Consider the following 16,366-nt stretch of genomic DNA (forward strand, 5'->3'; position numbering starts at 1 on the left):
CACGATGGACGAGACGACACGGCCCGAGCCCAGTCCGGCGACCTCCGAGGCGCCCAGTGCGGCGGCACGGGCCGACGGGGCGTCGGGGGTCGACGCGGCTCGGCAGATGGGCAGGATCGTCGTGGGCGTGGACGGCTCGAAGCAGAGCCGGAACGCGCTGCGCTGGGCCTGTGCCGATGCACGCGCCAAGGGCTCCGTGGTCGTCGCGGTTGCCGTGTGGCACCTCTACCCGCTGGCGCCGCCCGAGCGTGTCGGTGCGTCGCCGTGGTGGTTCACGGCCGACCCCGAGGAGGCCACCCGAGCCTACCTCGGGGAGGTCGTGGACGAGGTGACCGACGACTTCCCGGACGTCGTCGTCGAGCAGAAGGTGCTCTCGGGCCACGCTGCCGAGCAGCTGATCGGCCTGTCCGCGGTGGCGGACGCCGTCGTCCTGGGAGCGACCGGGAGCGGCGGGTTCGCCGGGATGGCCCTCGGTTCGACGAGCCGGGCCGTCGTCGAGCACGCCCTCAGCACGGTCGTCCTGGCCCGCTGACCTGCCACTGGCCGTCGGGCGCTCGCCGGGCGAGCCCCAGCGCGGCGAACGCGTCGAGCCAGCCCTCCATCGGCCACCAGCCCCATCGCTGCGCGAAGCGGTTGGCGTTGGCGACGACGTCGTGCACGTGCTGCACGGGCGGCGACGTCGTGGGGTGGTGCTGGTGGTGCGCTCTGGCGCCCCCGACCCAGAGGAGGCTCCCACCTGCGGCACCGAGGCGCTGGCCGAAGTCGGTGTCCTCGCCGCCGTAGCCGACGTAGGCCTCGTCGAAGCCCCCGACCGCCTCCCACGAACGCACGGTCAGGGCGAACGAGAGGGACCAGAAGAGGCGCAGGTCGTCGGCGGGCCGCACCTCGTCCGTCGCCAGGACCGGCCGACCCGGGTGCGGTGCAGCCAGGGCCGCCAGGTCGAGGTCGCGGTAGTCGTGTCCGGCCGGCGGGGGAGGGAGATAGGCCACCTCGCCCGACAGGACGAGCGGCGTCCCGCCCTGCTCGGGAGTCCGCCTGCGCTCGTCGTCCAGCACGGCGGCATACCGCTCGACGAGCCCGGGCGAGGGGATGCAGTCGACGTCGAGGAGCACGACGTGCTCGGCACCGGCGCGGGCGGCGACGTCGACGCCGAGGTTGCGCGCAGCCGCCAGGGGCAGGTGTCCCTCCCGTCTCGGCAGACGCGGGACGCGTACCTCCCAGTCCCCGGCCTGGGCCGTGGCCAGCGCCGCGACGTCGGGGTCGTCCATGGCGACGACCACGTGGGTGTCGGGTGGTCGGGTCTGCCGCCGCAGGCCCCACAGCTGGCGCTCGAGGTGGGCGTGGCGCCCGTGCACGATCGTCACGACGGCCACGACGGGGCGCCGCTCGTCCCGCGATGCCTCCGCCCGTGCCGCGGCCCGGGCGGATTCCGGACGGATCACGATGCCGTCCGGACGTCGTGAGCCACCCGGCCGTGCTCGTCGGCGAGCTCGTCGATCCTCGCTGCGGCCGAGGCCGCCCCGTGACCGGTCGACCACCGGCGCCAGCCCTCCCCGCCACGGTCGAGGGCCCGCTCGAGCAGACCGGGCCACGCCGACGCGTGCGGCCAGGTGGGGACGCCGACGGCGACACCGAGCCGGTCGACGGCGGCAGCCGTGGCGACCTGCTCGTCGAACGGGCGCGGCTGGGCCACGACGACCGCGGGGCGTCGGGCCGCGGCGACCTCGGCGACCGCGTTCTGGCCACCGTGCGTGACGACGACGTCCGCGGATGCGAGCTCGGCCCAGAGGTCGGGTGACGGCGAACCCGGCCCGCGCTCGACCCACTCCCAGCCGGGTGTGGCGGCACAGGCCGCGGCGACCTCGGCAGCCGACGTGGACCGTCCGCCCCCGCCCCAGAGAACGAGGACGCGGCGCGTCGCGGGCCTGACGGACGGGCGTCGGCTCGGGGGGACCCGACCGTCGAAGCGCGACATGCCGCCGACCGCCCACAGCCTGGCGCGCCGGGCCGCGGGCCACTCTCCGGCGTGGGCTGCTTCCGGCCAGGGTGCGAGCAGGGCGTCGGCGAGGTCGTACGCGAGGGCGTGGGCGCGGTCGGTGCGCTCTCCCGGCATCGCGACCACGACGACCGGCACCCCGCAGAGCCGGAGGAGCGCCGTGACCTCGACGGACACGTCGACGACGACGAGCGACGGGCGCGTCCGGGCGACCCATGCGGTCAGGGCAGCCGCCCGACCCGCCAGCCCGAGGTCGTGCCGCGGCACCCAGTGCAGCACGCCACCCGCCGTGGGGTCGGCCCCGGTGACATCGGCCGCCGGCATCCGGTCGTCACGGTCGAGGTGCAGCCAGTCCGAAGCCCACCCCTCGGGTGCGGGCAGCGAGCTGATCCCGGTGACCGGCGCCCGCAGGTGCTCTGCGATCGCCTGCAGACGCGTGAGGTGGCCGAGTCCCTGGTGATGGACGTAGTAGCCGATCATGCCGCGCCCGACAGCGCGGGGAGTGACTCGTAGACGGCGAGGTAGCTCTCGACCATGCGGTCGATCGAGCAGGCCGCGACGGCGTGCGACCGACAGGCCCCGCGGTCGAGGTCGACCGCGGCGGACACGGCCTCGGCGGCCGCCGCGTCGTCACGGTCGCGGTGGAGCAGCACCCCGACGCCGGGAACGACGAACTCGCGGAGCCCGCCGCGGTCGAGGGCCACGACGGGGGTGCCGCAGGCGAGGGACTCCGCGGCGACGAGGCCGTACGGCTCGTCCCACTCCGGCGTCACGAGCATCGCCGCGCTCGAGCCGACGAGGGCGACGAGGCCGTCGGTGTCGAGGTGGCCGACGTAGTCGACGTCGTCGCCCAGCTCACCCGCGACGTGCCGGGCGAAGTAGCCCGCGTCGCCGACCGGCCCGGCGATGCGCAGCCGACGGCCGGCCGCCCGCGCCATGGCGATGGCCCGGTGCGGGGCCTTCTCCGGCACGAGGCGGCCCACCCACACGAGGTCGTCACCGCCGGGTCCGGGGACCCACCGGTCGACGTCGACCCCGTTGTGCACGACGTGAGCCGGGGTGACGTGGGCCCACGATCTCGCGGTGTGCTCGCTGACGGCGACGAAGTGGCTGTGGCGCAAGGGGTTCCGCGATCGGGAGCTGATTTCGATGGCGGGTTCGAGCCACGGCGTGGGCGGGGTGTGAAGGGTGGTCAGCACGGGCGACGGCAGTGAGTCGGCCATCGCGACCGGGAGGTGGTGGAGGCTGTTGTTGTGCACCACCGCGACGTCGGGGCGTCGCTGGAGCGCCAGCATGACCTGCAGGTACGCGTGGTGCTCGCGCAGCCACACTTCGGGGACCATCGACGTGTCGCTCCGGGCCGTGTCGCTGAGCCGCAGGGGTGCGACGTCGAGCTCGGTCGCTCCGAGCCCCGGGTCGCTGCCCGGCCCGGCGAAGAACGACACGTCGACACCTCGAGCCCGCAGCCCCCGGACGAGGTGCCAGGTGAGCGACTCCAGTCCACCCGCGAACGGCTCCGCGATCGGGTGCTTGGCCGCCGCGAGGATCACGATGCGCACGCCACACCCCGCTTCGCTGCGGTGGCCAGCACGGCGGCATACACCTGCTCGTGCGCGCGCGAGACCTCGTGGCGCTCGCGTCTGCGCTCCTCCGGCCGGGCCCGCCACGACGGACGGTCGCGGTAGGCGCGAACGAGGGTGTCGCGCAGCGGCGGTGCACCGCTGTCGAAGCCGGAACCGGGTGCGCCGTAGAGCAGACACGGGCGCTGGTCGGCGTAGTGGCCGCAGTCGGGTGCCACGACGGTGGTCCCGAGATCGTGGCAGGCCTCGAGCCAGCCCGAGTGCGTGCCGAACCGGTACGGCAGCACCGACACGTCGAGAGACTGGAGGTAGTCCCAGAGCTCGTCGTCGCTGAAGTAGTCGTGCACGTGCAGCTCGACGTGGTCCGCGGCGGCGAGCTCGCGGAGCCGGGGCTCGAGGTCGGTGGCGTGTCGGGGGTGGCCGGGTGTCATGACGTCGGTGTGCGCATCGACGCGGAGCCGGGCGCCCGGGAGGTCGGGAAGCGTGGCGACGATCTCCTCGATGACCGGTAGGGGGTCCATGCCCGCGCGGAGGCTCTTGGCGTGGACGCCGATCACGAAGCCGGAGTGGGGGACCCGCGGCCGGGAGATGAGCGGCTCGTCGACGACGTGCGGATGGGGGACGACGCGGGCCTCGCGGCCCCACCGCTCGGCGATCTCCGCCGCAGCCCCGGGGGTGAGGGTCAGCACGGCGTCCGCCGCCTCGACGAGGACCCCTAGCTGCGCGTCGTGCAGGTCCCGCTCGTGGTGGTGCGGGTTGCGCAGGTCGTGCACCGTGAGCACGAGGGGTCGGCCGTGGCGCCGCAGGCTCGACACGACCTGCGAGAGGTCGTCGGGAGCCACGGCATCGAAGCCGAAGTGGACGTGCATGACGTCGAACTCACCCGCGTGCGCGTCGACCCAGCCGGGCTCGAGCATGCGCGGAGGCCACCACTGCGCGTCGGGCACGTCGGCACGCGGACGAGGGTCCGGCAGCCTCGTCACCGTCGTGTCGCCGTCGGGAGGGGCGAGGTGGCGGACGTAGACGTGGCCTGCGGGGACGGATGCGATGACGGGGCTCAAACCGGGTGCCTCTCGGTGCACGCCGCCCGACGCACCGATGGAGGGGGCGCCGGCGCGGGTTCGGGGGGCCGCTGGTCTGGAGCCTCCACCCGTCCCATACCCGGGTGGCGGCCGGGCCACACCGTTCCGGCGGATCCCGCGAGGTATGCGAGGTTTCGCCGGACCCGGGGGCGTGGGGGCGTATGCCGTCAGGCGGGCCGGGCGACCCCGCCGCGCTCGCGACGGCGCTCGAGGTAGCGCATCACGGGCGTGGCGAGCGTGCCGTGCACCATGACCGACAGCAGGATGGTGAACGCGATCGTCGACCACAGCCACCGCTCGTCCGCGAAGGCGTGCTCGCCCGCGGCGAAGGCGAGGTAGTAGAGCGAGCCGATGCCGCGCACCCCGAAGAACGCGGTCGCGAGGGTCTCGCGCCGGCCGAGGCCACCCGGGAGGTCGGCGGGACGCGCGCGCAGTCGCAGGCTCGCCCAGCCGGAGAGCGGGCGCACCACGAAGACGAGGGCGACCGCGATGAGGACACCGCGCCAGTCGAGCTCACCGAGCACACCCTTGGTCATCGCCATGCCGAGCATGAGCAGGATGATGAGGGTCAGCAGCCGCTCGAGGCGCTGCACGACCTCGTGCATCGTCCGGTGGTAACGGTGGTTGCGCTCGGCCGCACGCAGGGTCATGCCGCACGCGAAGACCGAGAGGAAGCCGTAGCCACCGACGAGCTGGCTCAGGCCGTAGGTCATGACGAGGGCGGCGAGAGCGAGGAGGGGCTCGCCCTGCTCGGCGAGGCGCAGCGAGCGGCGCGGCGACCGGAACGCGACCTTGGCCAGGCCCCAGCCGACGGCGACGCCGACGAGGACGCCGATGACGACCTTGCCGACGAGGTCCCATGCCAGCCAGTGCAGGCCCCACGACGAGACGCTGCCGGCCGAGGCGAGCAGGATGGCTGCGGTGACGAACGGGAAGGCCAGTCCGTCGTTGAGGCCTGCCTCGGAGGTGAGCGCGAAACGGACGTCGTCCTTCTCGTCCACGGGCTCGCCGAGTGCCTCCTCGTCGTCGTCCACCCCGTCGCCGGTCGAGTCACCCGGGTCGTCCGAGGTCTCGACGGCGTTCTCGCCGTCGACGCGCGGCCCCTCGACCTGGACGTCGCTCGCGAGCACCGGGTCGGTCGGGGCGAGTGCGGCGCCGAGCAGCAGCGCGGCGGCCGGGGCGACCCCGAGGCCCCAGCCGAGCAGTGCCACCGACGCGATCGTCAGGGGCATCGCGATGGCGAGCAGACGCCACGTCGGGGACCACGACGCCCACGACGAGCGGCTGCGCCAGTCGAAGGAGCGGTCGATAGCGAGGCCGACGCCCATCAGCGCGACGAGGATGGTGAACTCGGTGACCCGCTCCACCTGGGGCCGGATCACCACGGGGTCGAGGCGCATCCCCTCGGGCAGGGGCAGCAGGCCGATGCCCATGCCGAGGACGAGGAGCACCATCGCGGCCGACACGGCATACCGGTCGAGGACAGCCGGGAGCACGGCCGCGAGCAACATCGCCAGACCGGCGATGAGGTAGATCAGGTTGATCGACATGACGACATGCGGGGTTTGCTCCTCGGGGTGGGCCTCATGATGACCTACCCGCCACGGTGGCCCGCCGATCGCCGGGGGCCGACGATCGGGCGCGGCGAGACCCGGCGAGACCCGGCGAGACCCGGCGAGACCCGGCGAGACCCGGCGAGACCCGGNTAGACCCGGACGTTCTCGTCCACGCCACCCGGCTCCTGCGGCCTGCCGGCTCCTTTTTCGGCCGGCAGACCTGCGCAGCAGACGCCCCGGGACGCATGGCACGCTGTGTCCATTGCACCGCCGGCGGTGCACACGTGCAACCCGAGCATCGCCGGTCCGTGATTCCTCGCCACACGGTGCATCGGGGGCTACGGTCGACGGAGAAGGAAGCGTGGTGGAAGCCTTGGGCGTGGACGAGCCGGCACCGGGTGACGATGCACTCCGCGACGTCGCCGAGACGTTCGCGACGCTCGGGTCGGACCTCGGCTCCATGGGTCCCGACGACACCCTCGACGCGCTCGCCCGGGCTGCCGTCGAGCGCGTGCCGGGCGCGAGGTGGGCGAGCGTCACGAGCTACGAGCACGACCGTTTCCGCACCGTGGCCGCCACCGACGACATCGCCCGTCGGGCCGACGCGATCCAGTACGCCGTCGGCTCCGGGCCGTGCCTCGATGCCATCGTCGACGACACGCTCTACCGCCCACGCGACCTGCGGTACGACGACCGGTGGCCCGAGTACGGCGAGCGGGTGTCGAGAGAGCTCGGCATGCGCAGCATGCTGTCCTACCGGCTCGGCCACGACATCGGCGACCGCGTCGACGGCCTCAACATCTACTCCGACGAGGTGGCCGCCTTCGGAGAACGGTCCGAGCTCGTCGGGCTGATGCTGGCGACGCACGGCGCACTGGCCGTCGCGCTGACGGCCAACCAGGAGCGGGTCGAGAACCTCCAGAAAGCCCTGCTGTCCAACCGCGAGATCGGCGTGGCCATGGGCGTGCTCATGGCCCGGCACCGCGTCACGCGCGACCAGGCATTCGGGCTGCTCCGGATGGCGAGCCAGAACTCCAACCGCAAGCTGCACGAGGTGGCCCTGCAGGTGGCCGACACCGGGGCGCTGCCGCCGATCGCCGGTGACCGTCCGCGGCGCGAGCCCGCCGCGGAATGAGACGGCTCGGGCTCAGCCCCTCACGAGGCGGTGCTCATCTCGTCGGTGACGTCAGGCGGCTCGTGCGAGTCGGGATCGTGCTCGGTGAGCTGGTCGTGGAGGCGCACCGTGATGCGGCGCAGGGTCCGTGACACCTGCATCTGGCTGACGCCGCGCGCCTCGCCGATCTCGCGCTGGGTCATGCCCTCGACGTAGCGCATGAGGAGCAGCTCGCGCTCGTCGTCGTCGAGCTCGGTCAGGGCCTCGGCGAGGCACACGCGGTCGTCCGCACCGGCGAGACCATCGTCGTCCGCCGCGAGAAACGCCGCGAGGCCCGGCCGATCCTCGTCGGAGGGGCTGCAGTCGAGCGACAGCGGGCGGAAGCCAGTGGCTGCTGTGGCCACCTCGCGGACCTCCTCGACGGTCGCCCCGACCGCCTCGGCCAGCTCGGCGTCCGTGGGCGTGGCGCCGAGCTCCTGCTCGAGTCGGGAACGCACGGACTGCAGGTTGGCGCGCAGCTCCTGCAGACGCCGGGGCGGCCGCACGACCCACCCGCGGTCACGGAACCACCGCTTGAGCTCGCCGGAGATCGTGGGCACCGCGTAGGCGGCGAAGGACGGGGCGTGGCCCGGCTCGTAGCGACGGACGGCCTTGACGAGGGCCAGCCGGGCGACCTGGACGAGGTCCTCGTGCTCGACACCGCGTCCGTCGTAGCGGCCGGCCATGGAGGCGCAGAGGTCGAGATAGAGGTGCACGATCTGCTCCACGACCTGCTCCGACTCCTCCGGTGTGTCGGTGGCCGCGAGACGGCGGAAGAGCTCGGACGTCTCCACGTCGCGCTCGGCGAACGACATCCGGGGGTGCTGAGGGCGCTGCGACATGACTCATCTCCGGGGTGCGGTGACGGAGTCGGCGCTGTGATTGGACCGCTCAGACCTTTCGACAGTGCCACGCGAGCACGGTTTTCGCAACCGTCGGGATGCCGTCGGATGCGGCCACTGAGTTCGCTTGTGTCCACTGGGAACCGCTCGTGTTTGGTTGGCGCAGGGGTCGGGTACGCCCACCATGTGCGCGTCACGTGTCCCGCCCTTGTCGCCGTCGTCGCCGGCCTCTCCCTGACGGCCTGCTCAACCGCCGACGAGCCGGAGGTGACGGCGGTGACACAGCGATTCCTCGGCCTGGCCGGGTCGGACCCGGCGGCAGCGTGCACACTGCTCGCCCCGCGCACCGTGGAGCGGCTGGCAGACGATGCGGGAGACTGCGCCGCAGGCCTGCGGGACGCTCGTCTGCGTGCTCCTGACAGCATCCGGACCGTCACCGTCGCCATCGACTCCGCCCAGGTGGTCCTGTCGGGCCAGGTGGTCTTTCTGGCGAGATTCGACACCGGCTGGCTGGTGACGGCCGCGGGATGCACACGCGCGTCGTCCGACGACGCCGTGCCGTACCGCTGTCCCGTCGAGGGAGACTGACGTGAAGGTGATGTTCCTCCTCTACTGCGTCGTCATCGCCACAGGCTTCGTGCTGGCCTTTGCCGTCGGGGTGATGGGTCGATGAGCACCGGGCACCGCGGCGGCGTGAAGGCCGCGTGGCAGCACAACAGCCTGACCATCGTCTTCGGTGTGCTTCTGCTGGTCTTCGTCGTCGGCCAAGCCATCTCCGGACTGGCCGAGTACGACGAGACTGCGAGAACCATTGGGCTGCAACAGATCTCGATGCTCCGTTACGTGACGTCGTCGTCCTTTGCCGTGGATCTGCTCGAGAACTGGCAGTCGGAGTACCTCCAGTTCACCCTCTACATCCTGCTGACGATCTGGCTCGTCCAGAGGGGTTCGTCGGAGTCGAAGAAGCCGGGTGACGAGGGGCGCGGCTCCGACGAGGAGCAGCTCGTCGGTCGGTTTGCGCGGCCCGACTCACCGAGGTGGGCCCAGCGGGGCGGATGGCGCCGCTCGGTCTACTCCCACTCGCTCCTGCTGGTCATGGGCGTCGTCTTCGTGCTGTCGTGGTGCGCCCAGGCCGTGACCGGGCGGGTGGCCGAGAACCAGCAGCGGATGCGCGATCTGCGCGACCCGATCGGTCTCGGGGACTACGTCGCGGGTCCGGACTTCTGGTCGCGGACCCTTCAGAACTGGCAGTCCGAGATGCTGGCCATCGGCTCGATGGCCGTCTTCGCGATCTACCTGCGTGAGCGCGGCTCCCCTGAGTCCAAGCCGGTGGGAATGCCGCACGACGTGACGACCTCAGACGACTGACCGCGTCACCCTGCCCGCGACGGGTAGGGGGAGGGCGTACCGCTCCCCACTGGAAGGACCGACCGTGTCCAAGATCGCCGACCGCGCCGAGAGCATGGTGCGCCATGACGACGAGGGTGGATTCCCCGCCCAGCAGCAGGAGCCGCCCGGGCTGACGAGCGAGATGCGTCCCGTGCCCGACCACGGCGAGGAGACCTACGTCGGGCACGGCAGGCTCGAGGGCAAGCGAGCGCTCATCACCGGTGGCGACTCCGGGATCGGACGCGCGGTCGCCATCGCCTACGCCCGCGAGGGTGCCGACGTCGCGATCAGCTACCTGCCGGGGGAGCAGTCCGACGCCGAGGACACGCTCGGGTGGATCGAGAAGGCAGGCCGCACCGGCGTGCTCGTGCCCGGTGACCTCGTCGAGCGCGAGGCCTGCATGCACGCCGTCGCCGACGCGGTGCGCGGGCTCGGTGGCCTCGACATCCTCGTCAACAACGCCGGCTACCACTGGGACCGCGGCCCCGAGGGGCTCGTGGGCCTCCAGCCGGAGCACGTCGAGCGTGTGCTGCGCACCAACCTGCACGCCGTGATCTGGCTGTGCCAGGCGGCGCTGCCGCATTTGCAGCCCGGCTCGGCGATCATCAACACGACCTCGATCCAGGCCTACGACCCGTCGCCGGCCCTGCTCGACTACGCGGCGACCAAGGCAGCGCTCAACAACCTCACCGTCAATCTCGCGGCGTCATTGGGCCCCAAGGGGATCCGCGTGAACGCCGTGGCACCGGGACCGATCTGGACGCCCCTGCAGCCCGCAACACGTGACAGCAAGAAGATCGAGACGTTCGGGGCGGACACCCCGCTGGGCCGCGCCGGCCAGCCGGGCGAGGTCGCGCCGGCATACGTCTTCCTGGCGTCCCCGGCGGACGCGAGCTACGTGTCGGGCACTGTCCTCGGTGTCACCGGCGGTGGCGCGGTCTTCTGAGGTCGGTCGGTCAGTCGTCGCGCTCCCACGGCGCGTCCTCGCCCATCTTGGCGTAGTACTTCTCGAGGTGGCTGCGCACGCGGCCGCGGTCCTGGTCGGGCAGGTCGACTCCGCCCCGCGACCCCTGCATGACGGCGGCCGCGGCCATCACCCCACGCGGGACGGCGCGTAGCCGACCGTCGACGACGTCGGCCACGAGCAGCTTGTATGCCGTGAAGTTCGTCGTGTTGTCGGCGTCGTACCAGACGTGGGCGTCGCGGTACTTCTCGTTGGGCTCGCCCGTGGCGCCGGCCCACTCGCGCACCCGCTTCTCGGCTGCGTCGCCGTCCCACGCCCGGTCACGGTCGGCGAGGGGCAGGTCCTGGAAGCTCGTCACGCTCATCGGTGGTCTCCTTGCTGTGCGGTGCTGGTCCCGGCTGCTGGATGGTGAGGCGGCCTCTCAGGGCCGCAGGACGACCTTGAGGCACGCGTCCTGTTTCTCCTGGAAGATCCGGTAGAGGTCAGGGGCGTCCTCGAGGCTTCCGTGGTGCGTCGCGAGATCCTCGAGGCCGAGCACGTCGTCGTCGGTCCGGACGATGTCGAGCAGCTCGTCGCTCCACCGGCGCACGTGGCACTGGCCCATGCGGATGGTGAGGCCCTTGTCGAAGAGCTCCATCATCGGCATGGGGTCGACCGCGCCGCCGTAGACGCCGCTGATCGAGAGCGTGCCGCCGCGGCGCACGGCCGACACCGCGGTATGGAGTGCGGCGAGCCGGTCGATCCCAAAACGTTCGACGGCACCCCGGGCCATGGGCTTCGGGAGACGGCTGGCCGCGCCGATGACCTTCTCCGACATCGGGTTTCCGTGAGCCTCCATGCCGACGGCATCGATGACCGCGTCGGGTCCCCGGCCGTCCGTGAGCTCGAGCAGGGCCTGGGTGACGTCAGTGTCCGAGGCGTCCACGACCTCGGCGCCCCAGGCTCGGGCCTTCTCGACCCGATCCGCCACGAGGTCCACGCCGATGACCCGACCGACGCCACGGTGCAGCGCCGACCGGACCGCGAGCTGTCCGACCGGACCCAGGCCGAGGACGGCAAGGGTGTCGTTGCCGTTGACGTCGGCATACTCCACGGCCTGCCAGGCGGTGGGCAGGATGTCAGAGAGGTAGAGGAAGCGCTCGTCGGGCATCTCGTCGGGGATGACGATGGGTCCGAAGTCGGCGTGGGGGACGCGGACGTACTCCGCCTGGCCGCCGGGCACCGAGCCGTAGAGGCTGGTGTAGCCGAAGAGACTGGCGCCCTTACCGGCGTCGGTGTTCTGCGTCGTCTCGCACTGCGCGAAGAGGCCTCGCTGGCACATCCAGCACCGGCCGCACGAGATGTTGAACGGCACGACGACGCGGTCACCGACCGCGAGCGTGGCCACGTCCGGACCGATCTCCTCGACGATCCCCATGAACTCGTGCCCGAGGACGTCTCCCGGTTGCAGGTACGGCGCGAGCACCCGGTAGAGGTGCAGGTCGGAGCCGCAGATGGCCGTCGACGTGACACGCACGACGGCGTCGGTGGTGTGAGCGATGACGGGGTCGCGTACGTCGGTCACCCGAACGTCCTCGGTGCCGTGCCAGGTCAGTGCCTTCATGACGCGGTCCTACCCATGCGCGCCCGTGGGAAAACCCAGGGGTGGACAGGTGTCGGGGTGGAGGCGAGGAGCGAACATGTGCCCGAACCAAGAGATCGTCCCCGAGCGACCCGTGGCCCTCGTTCTCGGCGCGTCCCGAGGCCTCGGTCTCCTCATCGCCGAGCAGCTCTTGAGACGTGGCCACCTGGTCGTCGTCGCGGCCCGGGACGTGGCGGAGGTCGAGGTGCGGCGAGAGCACTGGAGGCCTTCGGGCCGGTCCGCGCCGAGCGCTGCGACGTCCGTGACCGCCACGAGGTGGGTGACCTCGTCGGTCGCGTCGAGCACTCCATCGGCCCCATCGAGGTCCTCGTCACCGTGGCGGCCGGCATCATCCAGACGGCTCCCGCCGAGTCACTGGTCCTGCACGAGTTCGAGGACGCCATCGAGACCATGGCCTGGGGCCCCATCCATGCGGCCATGACGGTGCTGCCGCACATGCGTCGCCGGGGGCACGGGAGGATCGGGACGGTGACGTCGGTCGGCGGCATGGTCTCCGCCGCACCTGCTGCCGTACGCGACGGCGAAGTTCGCCGCCGTCGGCTTCTCGGACGGCCTCGCATCAGCCCTGAGCGGTAGCGGCGTCACGGCCACGACGATCGTCCCCGGTCTGATGCGGACCGGGGGACACCTGCACGCGAGTTTCGGCGGCGATCCCGCCGCCGAGTACGCGTGGTTCGCCCCCGCCGCCTCGCTCCCGCTGCTCTCGATCGACGCCGACCGAGCCGCTCGGCGCATCGTGGACGCGGTGCTGGCCGGTAGGCCGATGGTCGTGCTGACGCCGTTGGCGTGGGTCGGGATCCGGGTGCGGGGCCTCGCGCCGGCGACGACGACGCGCGTGATGGGGCTCATGGGCCGGCTGCTGCCGAGCGCGCCGTCACGCGCTGGGGCGCACACCGTCGACGGCGTCGAGGCACGACGGAGGCTCGGGTCGCCCGTCGTCGACCGCTTCGCGACACTGGGCGACCGAGCCGCCAGACGCAACAACGGCTGAGTGCAACCTGACGTGTCGAGCGCGAGGTGAGTGGGTAGGCGCACGGTGCAGGTCTCGACCAAGGAGGCACCATGGCACGCAGGACACCCGGACCATCGGTCAAGGACAAGCATCTTTACGAGTCGCTGCGCGACGACGGGGCGAGCAAGGAGAAGGCTGCTCGCGTCTCCAACGCGGCTGCCGCGAGCTCTCGCTCCGCCGTGAGCCGCAAGGGCGGCCGGGCGGGCGACTACGAGGACATGACGAAGGACCAGCTGATGAAGCGCGCCCGCGAGGTGGGCATCGAGGGCCGGTCGAGCATGAACAAGTCACAGCTCATCTCCGCCCTGCGCCACCACTGAGGCGCCCAGGGCAGAACCTCAGAGGAGAGGGTCCTCGCCGTCGCGTACGACGAGCAGCCAGCGGAAGCCGTAGGCCTCGAGGTCGATCTCGACCCGCCCCGATGCCGAGACGTCGAGGTCGGGCCGGTCCCCGAGCACGTCGACGAGCCGCGCGCCCGCCGGGAGACCCGGCACCGTGAGCGGCACGACGGCTCCCTCCTCGCCGAGGTTGTGCACGGCGAGCATGGCCCAGTCGTCGCAGCGGCTGACGTGCGCCAGGACAGACGGCACGGGGTGGTCGAGCACCTCGACCGTCGCCCACCCGCTCTCGGGCAGCTGCCGGTAGCGACGGGCCAGACTGCGCACGAACCACCACAGCGAGCCCGGGTCCCGTCGCTGGTCGGAGACGTTGACGTGCTCCGGTCCCCAGACCCCGTCGGGCATGGGCCGGGTGAGGCGGCGCGGGGTCGCGGTCGAGAAGCCGCCGCTCGGTGCGGAGGTCCACTGCATGGGGGTGCGCACCGCGAGCCGCCCCGGCACGTCGAGGTTCTCGCCCATGCCGATCTCCTCGCCGTAGAAGAGCACCGGGGTGCCGGGCAGCGAGAACGTCAGGGAGTACGCGAGCCGCACCCTCCGCTCGTCACCGCTGACCATGGGCGGGAGGCGGCGTCGCAGACCTCGGTCGTAGAGCTGCATGTCGGGGTCGGGCCCGAAGGCGTCGAAGACCTCGTGCCGCTCCTTCTTGGTGAGCTTGTCGAGGGTCAGCTCGTCGTGGTTGCGCACGAAGCTCGCCCACTGGCTCGTGATGTCGAGCGGGGGCCTCTCGCGCAGCGCAGCGGCGAGCGGGCCGGCGTCGCCGCGAGCCAGGGAGAGGTAGAAGCGCTGCATCCCGATGAAGTCGAACTGCATGTTGAGCCCGTCCCCGTCGTCGCCGCCGAAGAACCGGCGCTGCTCCGGGTAGGGCAGGTTGACCTCGCCGAGGAGCACGGCGTCGCCCACCCGGCGGGTCACGAAGGACCGGACGTCACCGAGGTAGCGGTCGGGGTTGAAGGCATCCGCGTCGTCGACGCCGGGCACCCCGTCGCGGGCGAAGAGGAACGGCACGGCATCCACCCGGAACCCGGACACCCCGAGCTCGAGCCAGAAGCCGAGCGTCCGTGAGATCTCCTCCTGGACAGCCGGATTCGCGACGTTGAGGTCGGGCTGGTGCTTGTAGAAGTGGTGGAGGTAGTAGTCGCCCGTCTTCTCGTCCCGCTCCCAGATGCTGTCCTCCTGGTCCGGGAAGACGACGTCCTTGGGGCTCGACCGCGGCTTCGTGCGGCTCCACACGTAGTAGTCGCGGTACGGGTCCTCGCGGCTGCGCCGCGCGGACTTGAACCACGGGTGCTGGTCGGACGTGTGGTTCATGACGAAGTCGACGACGACCCGGATGCCGTGGTCCCGGGCGGTGCGCACGAGCTCGACGAAGTCGCCCAGGGTGCCGAGGCGTGGGTCGACGCCGAAGAAGTCGGTGATGTCGTAGCCGTCGTCCTTGCGGGCCGTCGGGTAGAACGGCATGAGCCACAGGCACGTCACGCCGAGGTCGGCGAGGTACTCGATGCGGTCGGTCATCCCGCGCAGGTCGCCCACGCCGTCACCGTCGGAGTCCTGGAACGTCTCGATGTCGGCGCAGTAGAGGACCGCGTTCTTCCACCACACGTCGCCCGTGTCGCTCATCCTCATGAGGCCACCTCCCGTGCGCCCTGCGGCGCGTCGCCCTGTGCCACCGGACTCGTCGGAGACAGCCGCGGCAGCACGGTGGTGCCGAAGGCGTCGATGAAGGGGGCCTGGTGCCGGCCGACGAAGTGGACGTAGAGCTCGTCCCAGCCCATGTCGACGTAGTCCTGGAGCCACTGGGCGTGGCGCCCGAGGTCGGACGAGACGAGCACGGCCTCGCGGACCTGCTCGGGCGAGACCTTCTCGCCGATGAGGTCGAAGGCCTCGACGGTCTCGGTGTCCCACGCGACCGGCGGCCCGATCACGTTGCTGCGCCACTGGTCGTGGGCGACGTGCAGGGCCTCGTCCTCCGTGGGCGCCCAGCTGACGTGCACCTGCAGGCGTGCGGGACCCTTGCCGCCGGCGTCGCGATAGGCGCCCAGCACGCGACGCAGGGTGTCGGGCGGCTGGTTCACGGTGATGAGGCCGTCGGCCCAGCCGGCGTGACGCGCGGCCGTCTCGGCGGTCACCGCCGGCCCGACGAGGTCGGGCACCGGGTCCGCCAGCGTCCAGAGCCGCGCTCGGTTGACCGAGACGAGGCCGTCGTGGCTGACCTCCTCTCCGGAGAGAAGGCGTCGGATGACGTCGACGCACTCGAGGAGGCGGGCGTCACGGACCTCCTTGCGCGGCCACACCTCCCCGGTCACTCGCTCGTTCGAGGCCTCGCCCGACCCCAGGGCAGCCCAGAAGCGTCCGGGGAACATCTGCCCGAGCGTCGCGATGGCCTGTGCCGTGACGGCAGGGTGGTAGCGCTGCCCCGGAGCCGTGACGACGCCGAAGGGCAGGGACGTGGTCGCCAGGGCCGCGCCCAGCCAGCTCCACGCGTACCCGGACTCGCCCTGCCGGCTGCTCCACGGCGAGATGTGGTCGGACGACATGGCAGCCGTGAAGCCGGCGTCCTGCGCCGCGCGGACGTCCTGGAGGAGCTGGGCGGGGTCGATCTGCTCGTGCGAGCAGTGGAAGCCGATGACGGTCATGCCTCCCCACGCAACCGCACCGGAGGGTGCGCCGTCAACGCCCAGCGGTCCGGCACGCTTGCGGTTGTTGGGATCTCGGTTGAATGGGTATGACGCATGACCCTGTCCGTCCATCCGCA

The 16,366-nt window shown here is 71.9% G+C and carries 18 protein-coding genes; 8 read left to right on the top strand and 10 right to left on the bottom strand.

From position 1 onward, the window contains the following. Positions 1 to 4 precede the first annotated feature (4 nt). Positions 5 to 532 (top strand): universal stress protein, encoded by a 528-nt coding sequence (locus tag ASG96_RS23190; protein ID WP_157610722.1) that lies wholly within the window; start codon positions 5 to 7, stop codon positions 530 to 532. Here ASG96_RS23190 and ASG96_RS07005 read toward each other — a convergent pair. From ASG96_RS07005 to ASG96_RS07025, 5 genes are all read right to left on the bottom strand, one after another. Beyond that, positions 507 to 1,442, bottom strand: coding sequence for a glycosyltransferase family 2 protein (locus tag ASG96_RS07005; RefSeq protein ID WP_235509094.1), 936 nt, complete (start codon positions 1,440 to 1,442; stop codon positions 507 to 509). The two genes, ASG96_RS23190 and ASG96_RS07005, sit on opposite strands and share 26 nt — an antisense overlap. Next, on the bottom strand, positions 1,439 to 2,476 hold the full coding sequence (locus tag ASG96_RS07010) for a glycosyltransferase (RefSeq protein ID WP_057587522.1): 1,038 nt from the start codon (positions 2,474 to 2,476) through the stop codon (positions 1,439 to 1,441). Before ASG96_RS07010 ends, ASG96_RS07005 begins: the two co-directional genes overlap by 4 nt. Next, a complete protein-coding gene (locus ASG96_RS07015) occupies positions 2,473 to 3,555 on the bottom strand; it encodes a glycosyltransferase (RefSeq protein ID WP_057587524.1) in 1,083 nt (360 codons plus the stop codon). The genes ASG96_RS07010 and ASG96_RS07015 overlap by 4 nt, the downstream gene beginning before the upstream one ends. Then, on the bottom strand, positions 3,543 to 4,637 hold the full coding sequence (locus ASG96_RS07020; RefSeq protein WP_082588496.1) for a glycosyltransferase: 1,095 nt from the start codon (positions 4,635 to 4,637) through the stop codon (positions 3,543 to 3,545). Before ASG96_RS07020 ends, ASG96_RS07015 begins: the two co-directional genes overlap by 13 nt. A gap of 188 nt (positions 4,638 to 4,825) precedes the next feature. Further along, on the bottom strand, positions 4,826 to 6,208 hold the full coding sequence (locus ASG96_RS07025; protein ID WP_057587526.1) for a sodium:proton antiporter: 1,383 nt from the start codon (positions 6,206 to 6,208) through the stop codon (positions 4,826 to 4,828). Positions 6,209 to 6,575: 367 nt separating this feature from the next. Here ASG96_RS07025 and ASG96_RS07030 point away from each other — a divergent pair, with 367 nt between their 5' ends. Continuing rightward, entirely contained in the window at positions 6,576 to 7,349 is a 774-nt protein-coding gene (locus ASG96_RS07030; RefSeq protein ID WP_235509095.1) for an ANTAR domain-containing protein, read from the top strand. A 20-nt stretch (positions 7,350 to 7,369) separates the two neighbouring features. Here ASG96_RS07030 and ASG96_RS07035 read toward each other — a convergent pair whose 3' ends face one another. Next, complete coding sequence (locus tag ASG96_RS07035; protein ID WP_082588497.1) at positions 7,370 to 8,209, bottom strand: sigma-70 family RNA polymerase sigma factor; 840 nt, start codon at positions 8,207 to 8,209, stop codon at positions 7,370 to 7,372. Between the two features lie 276 nt (positions 8,210 to 8,485). Here ASG96_RS07035 and ASG96_RS07040 point away from each other — a divergent pair, with 276 nt between their 5' ends. The 3 genes from ASG96_RS07040 (at position 8,486) to ASG96_RS07050 (ending at position 10,544) form a co-directional block, all read left to right on the top strand. Then, on the top strand, positions 8,486 to 8,797 hold the full coding sequence (locus ASG96_RS07040; RefSeq protein WP_200958535.1) for a hypothetical protein: 312 nt from the start codon (positions 8,486 to 8,488) through the stop codon (positions 8,795 to 8,797). Between the two features lie 81 nt (positions 8,798 to 8,878). Further along, complete coding sequence (locus tag ASG96_RS07045) at positions 8,879 to 9,577, top strand: DUF6766 family protein (protein WP_056752611.1); 699 nt, start codon at positions 8,879 to 8,881, stop codon at positions 9,575 to 9,577. A gap of 94 nt (positions 9,578 to 9,671) precedes the next feature. Further along, positions 9,672 to 10,544 carry an SDR family oxidoreductase gene (locus tag ASG96_RS07050; protein WP_057588347.1) on the top strand — a complete coding sequence of 291 codons (873 nt, stop codon included), beginning with the start codon at positions 9,672 to 9,674 and terminating at the stop codon, positions 10,542 to 10,544. A 10-nt stretch (positions 10,545 to 10,554) separates the two neighbouring features. Here the strand turns inward: ASG96_RS07050 and ASG96_RS07055 are convergent, their stop codons facing one another. Then, positions 10,555 to 10,926 carry a hypothetical protein gene (locus tag ASG96_RS07055; RefSeq protein WP_057587530.1) on the bottom strand — a complete coding sequence of 124 codons (372 nt, stop codon included), beginning with the start codon at positions 10,924 to 10,926 and terminating at the stop codon, positions 10,555 to 10,557. Positions 10,927 to 10,983: 57 nt separating this feature from the next. Continuing rightward, positions 10,984 to 12,165 carry a zinc-dependent alcohol dehydrogenase gene (locus tag ASG96_RS07060; protein WP_057587532.1) on the bottom strand — a complete coding sequence of 394 codons (1,182 nt, stop codon included), beginning with the start codon at positions 12,163 to 12,165 and terminating at the stop codon, positions 10,984 to 10,986. Positions 12,166 to 12,180: 15 nt separating this feature from the next. Here ASG96_RS07060 and ASG96_RS24120 point away from each other — a divergent pair, with 15 nt between their 5' ends. The 3 genes from ASG96_RS24120 (at position 12,181) to ASG96_RS07070 (ending at position 13,536) form a co-directional block, all read left to right on the top strand. Then, the gene (locus ASG96_RS24120) at positions 12,181 to 12,780 is read left to right on the top strand and encodes an SDR family NAD(P)-dependent oxidoreductase (RefSeq protein WP_235509096.1); all 600 of its coding nucleotides are present in this window, start codon (positions 12,181 to 12,183) and stop codon (positions 12,778 to 12,780) included. A 34-nt stretch (positions 12,781 to 12,814) separates the two neighbouring features. Next, complete coding sequence (locus ASG96_RS24125) at positions 12,815 to 13,195, top strand: hypothetical protein (protein ID WP_235509097.1); 381 nt, start codon at positions 12,815 to 12,817, stop codon at positions 13,193 to 13,195. A gap of 71 nt (positions 13,196 to 13,266) precedes the next feature. Then, positions 13,267 to 13,536, top strand: coding sequence for a Rho termination factor N-terminal domain-containing protein (locus ASG96_RS07070; protein WP_056752622.1), 270 nt, complete (start codon positions 13,267 to 13,269; stop codon positions 13,534 to 13,536). A gap of 18 nt (positions 13,537 to 13,554) precedes the next feature. Here the strand turns inward: ASG96_RS07070 and ASG96_RS07075 are convergent, their stop codons facing one another. Then, the gene (locus ASG96_RS07075) at positions 13,555 to 15,237 is read right to left on the bottom strand and encodes an alpha-amylase family protein (RefSeq protein WP_057587534.1); all 1,683 of its coding nucleotides are present in this window, start codon (positions 15,235 to 15,237) and stop codon (positions 13,555 to 13,557) included. Continuing rightward, on the bottom strand, positions 15,234 to 16,247 hold the full coding sequence (locus tag ASG96_RS07080; RefSeq protein ID WP_056752627.1) for a TIGR03885 family FMN-dependent LLM class oxidoreductase: 1,014 nt from the start codon (positions 16,245 to 16,247) through the stop codon (positions 15,234 to 15,236). Before ASG96_RS07080 ends, ASG96_RS07075 begins: the two co-directional genes overlap by 4 nt. Positions 16,248 to 16,366 lie beyond the last annotated feature (119 nt).

The organism is Terrabacter sp. Soil810 (assembly GCF_001429645.1).
Lineage (GTDB): Bacteria > Actinomycetota > Actinomycetes > Actinomycetales > Dermatophilaceae > Terrabacter.

Bases quoted from the DNA above. Each gene is read 5' to 3' on its own strand.
- ASG96_RS24125 (WP_235509097.1), top strand. From the start codon at position 12,815: ATGCGGACCGGGGGACACCTGCACGCGAGTTTCGGCGGCGATCCCGCC.
- ASG96_RS07075 (WP_057587534.1), bottom strand. From the start codon at position 15,237: ATGAGGATGAGCGACACGGGCGACGTGTGGTGGAAGAACGCGGTCCTC.
- ASG96_RS07070 (WP_056752622.1), top strand. From the start codon at position 13,267: ATGGCACGCAGGACACCCGGACCATCGGTCAAGGACAAGCATCTTTAC.
- ASG96_RS07045 (WP_056752611.1), top strand. From the start codon at position 8,879: ATGAGCACCGGGCACCGCGGCGGCGTGAAGGCCGCGTGGCAGCACAAC.
- ASG96_RS07060 (WP_057587532.1), bottom strand. From the start codon at position 12,165: ATGAAGGCACTGACCTGGCACGGCACCGAGGACGTTCGGGTGACCGAC.
- ASG96_RS07050 (WP_057588347.1), top strand. From the start codon at position 9,672: ATGGTGCGCCATGACGACGAGGGTGGATTCCCCGCCCAGCAGCAGGAG.
- ASG96_RS24120 (WP_235509096.1), top strand. From the start codon at position 12,181: ATGCGCGCCCGTGGGAAAACCCAGGGGTGGACAGGTGTCGGGGTGGAG.
- ASG96_RS07025 (WP_057587526.1), bottom strand. From the start codon at position 6,208: ATGTCGATCAACCTGATCTACCTCATCGCCGGTCTGGCGATGTTGCTC.
- ASG96_RS07010 (WP_057587522.1), bottom strand. From the start codon at position 2,476: ATGATCGGCTACTACGTCCATCACCAGGGACTCGGCCACCTCACGCGT.
- ASG96_RS23190 (WP_157610722.1), top strand. From the start codon at position 5: ATGGACGAGACGACACGGCCCGAGCCCAGTCCGGCGACCTCCGAGGCG.
- ASG96_RS07080 (WP_056752627.1), bottom strand. From the start codon at position 16,247: ATGACCGTCATCGGCTTCCACTGCTCGCACGAGCAGATCGACCCCGCC.
- ASG96_RS07055 (WP_057587530.1), bottom strand. From the start codon at position 10,926: ATGAGCGTGACGAGCTTCCAGGACCTGCCCCTCGCCGACCGTGACCGG.
- ASG96_RS07035 (WP_082588497.1), bottom strand. From the start codon at position 8,209: ATGTCGCAGCGCCCTCAGCACCCCCGGATGTCGTTCGCCGAGCGCGAC.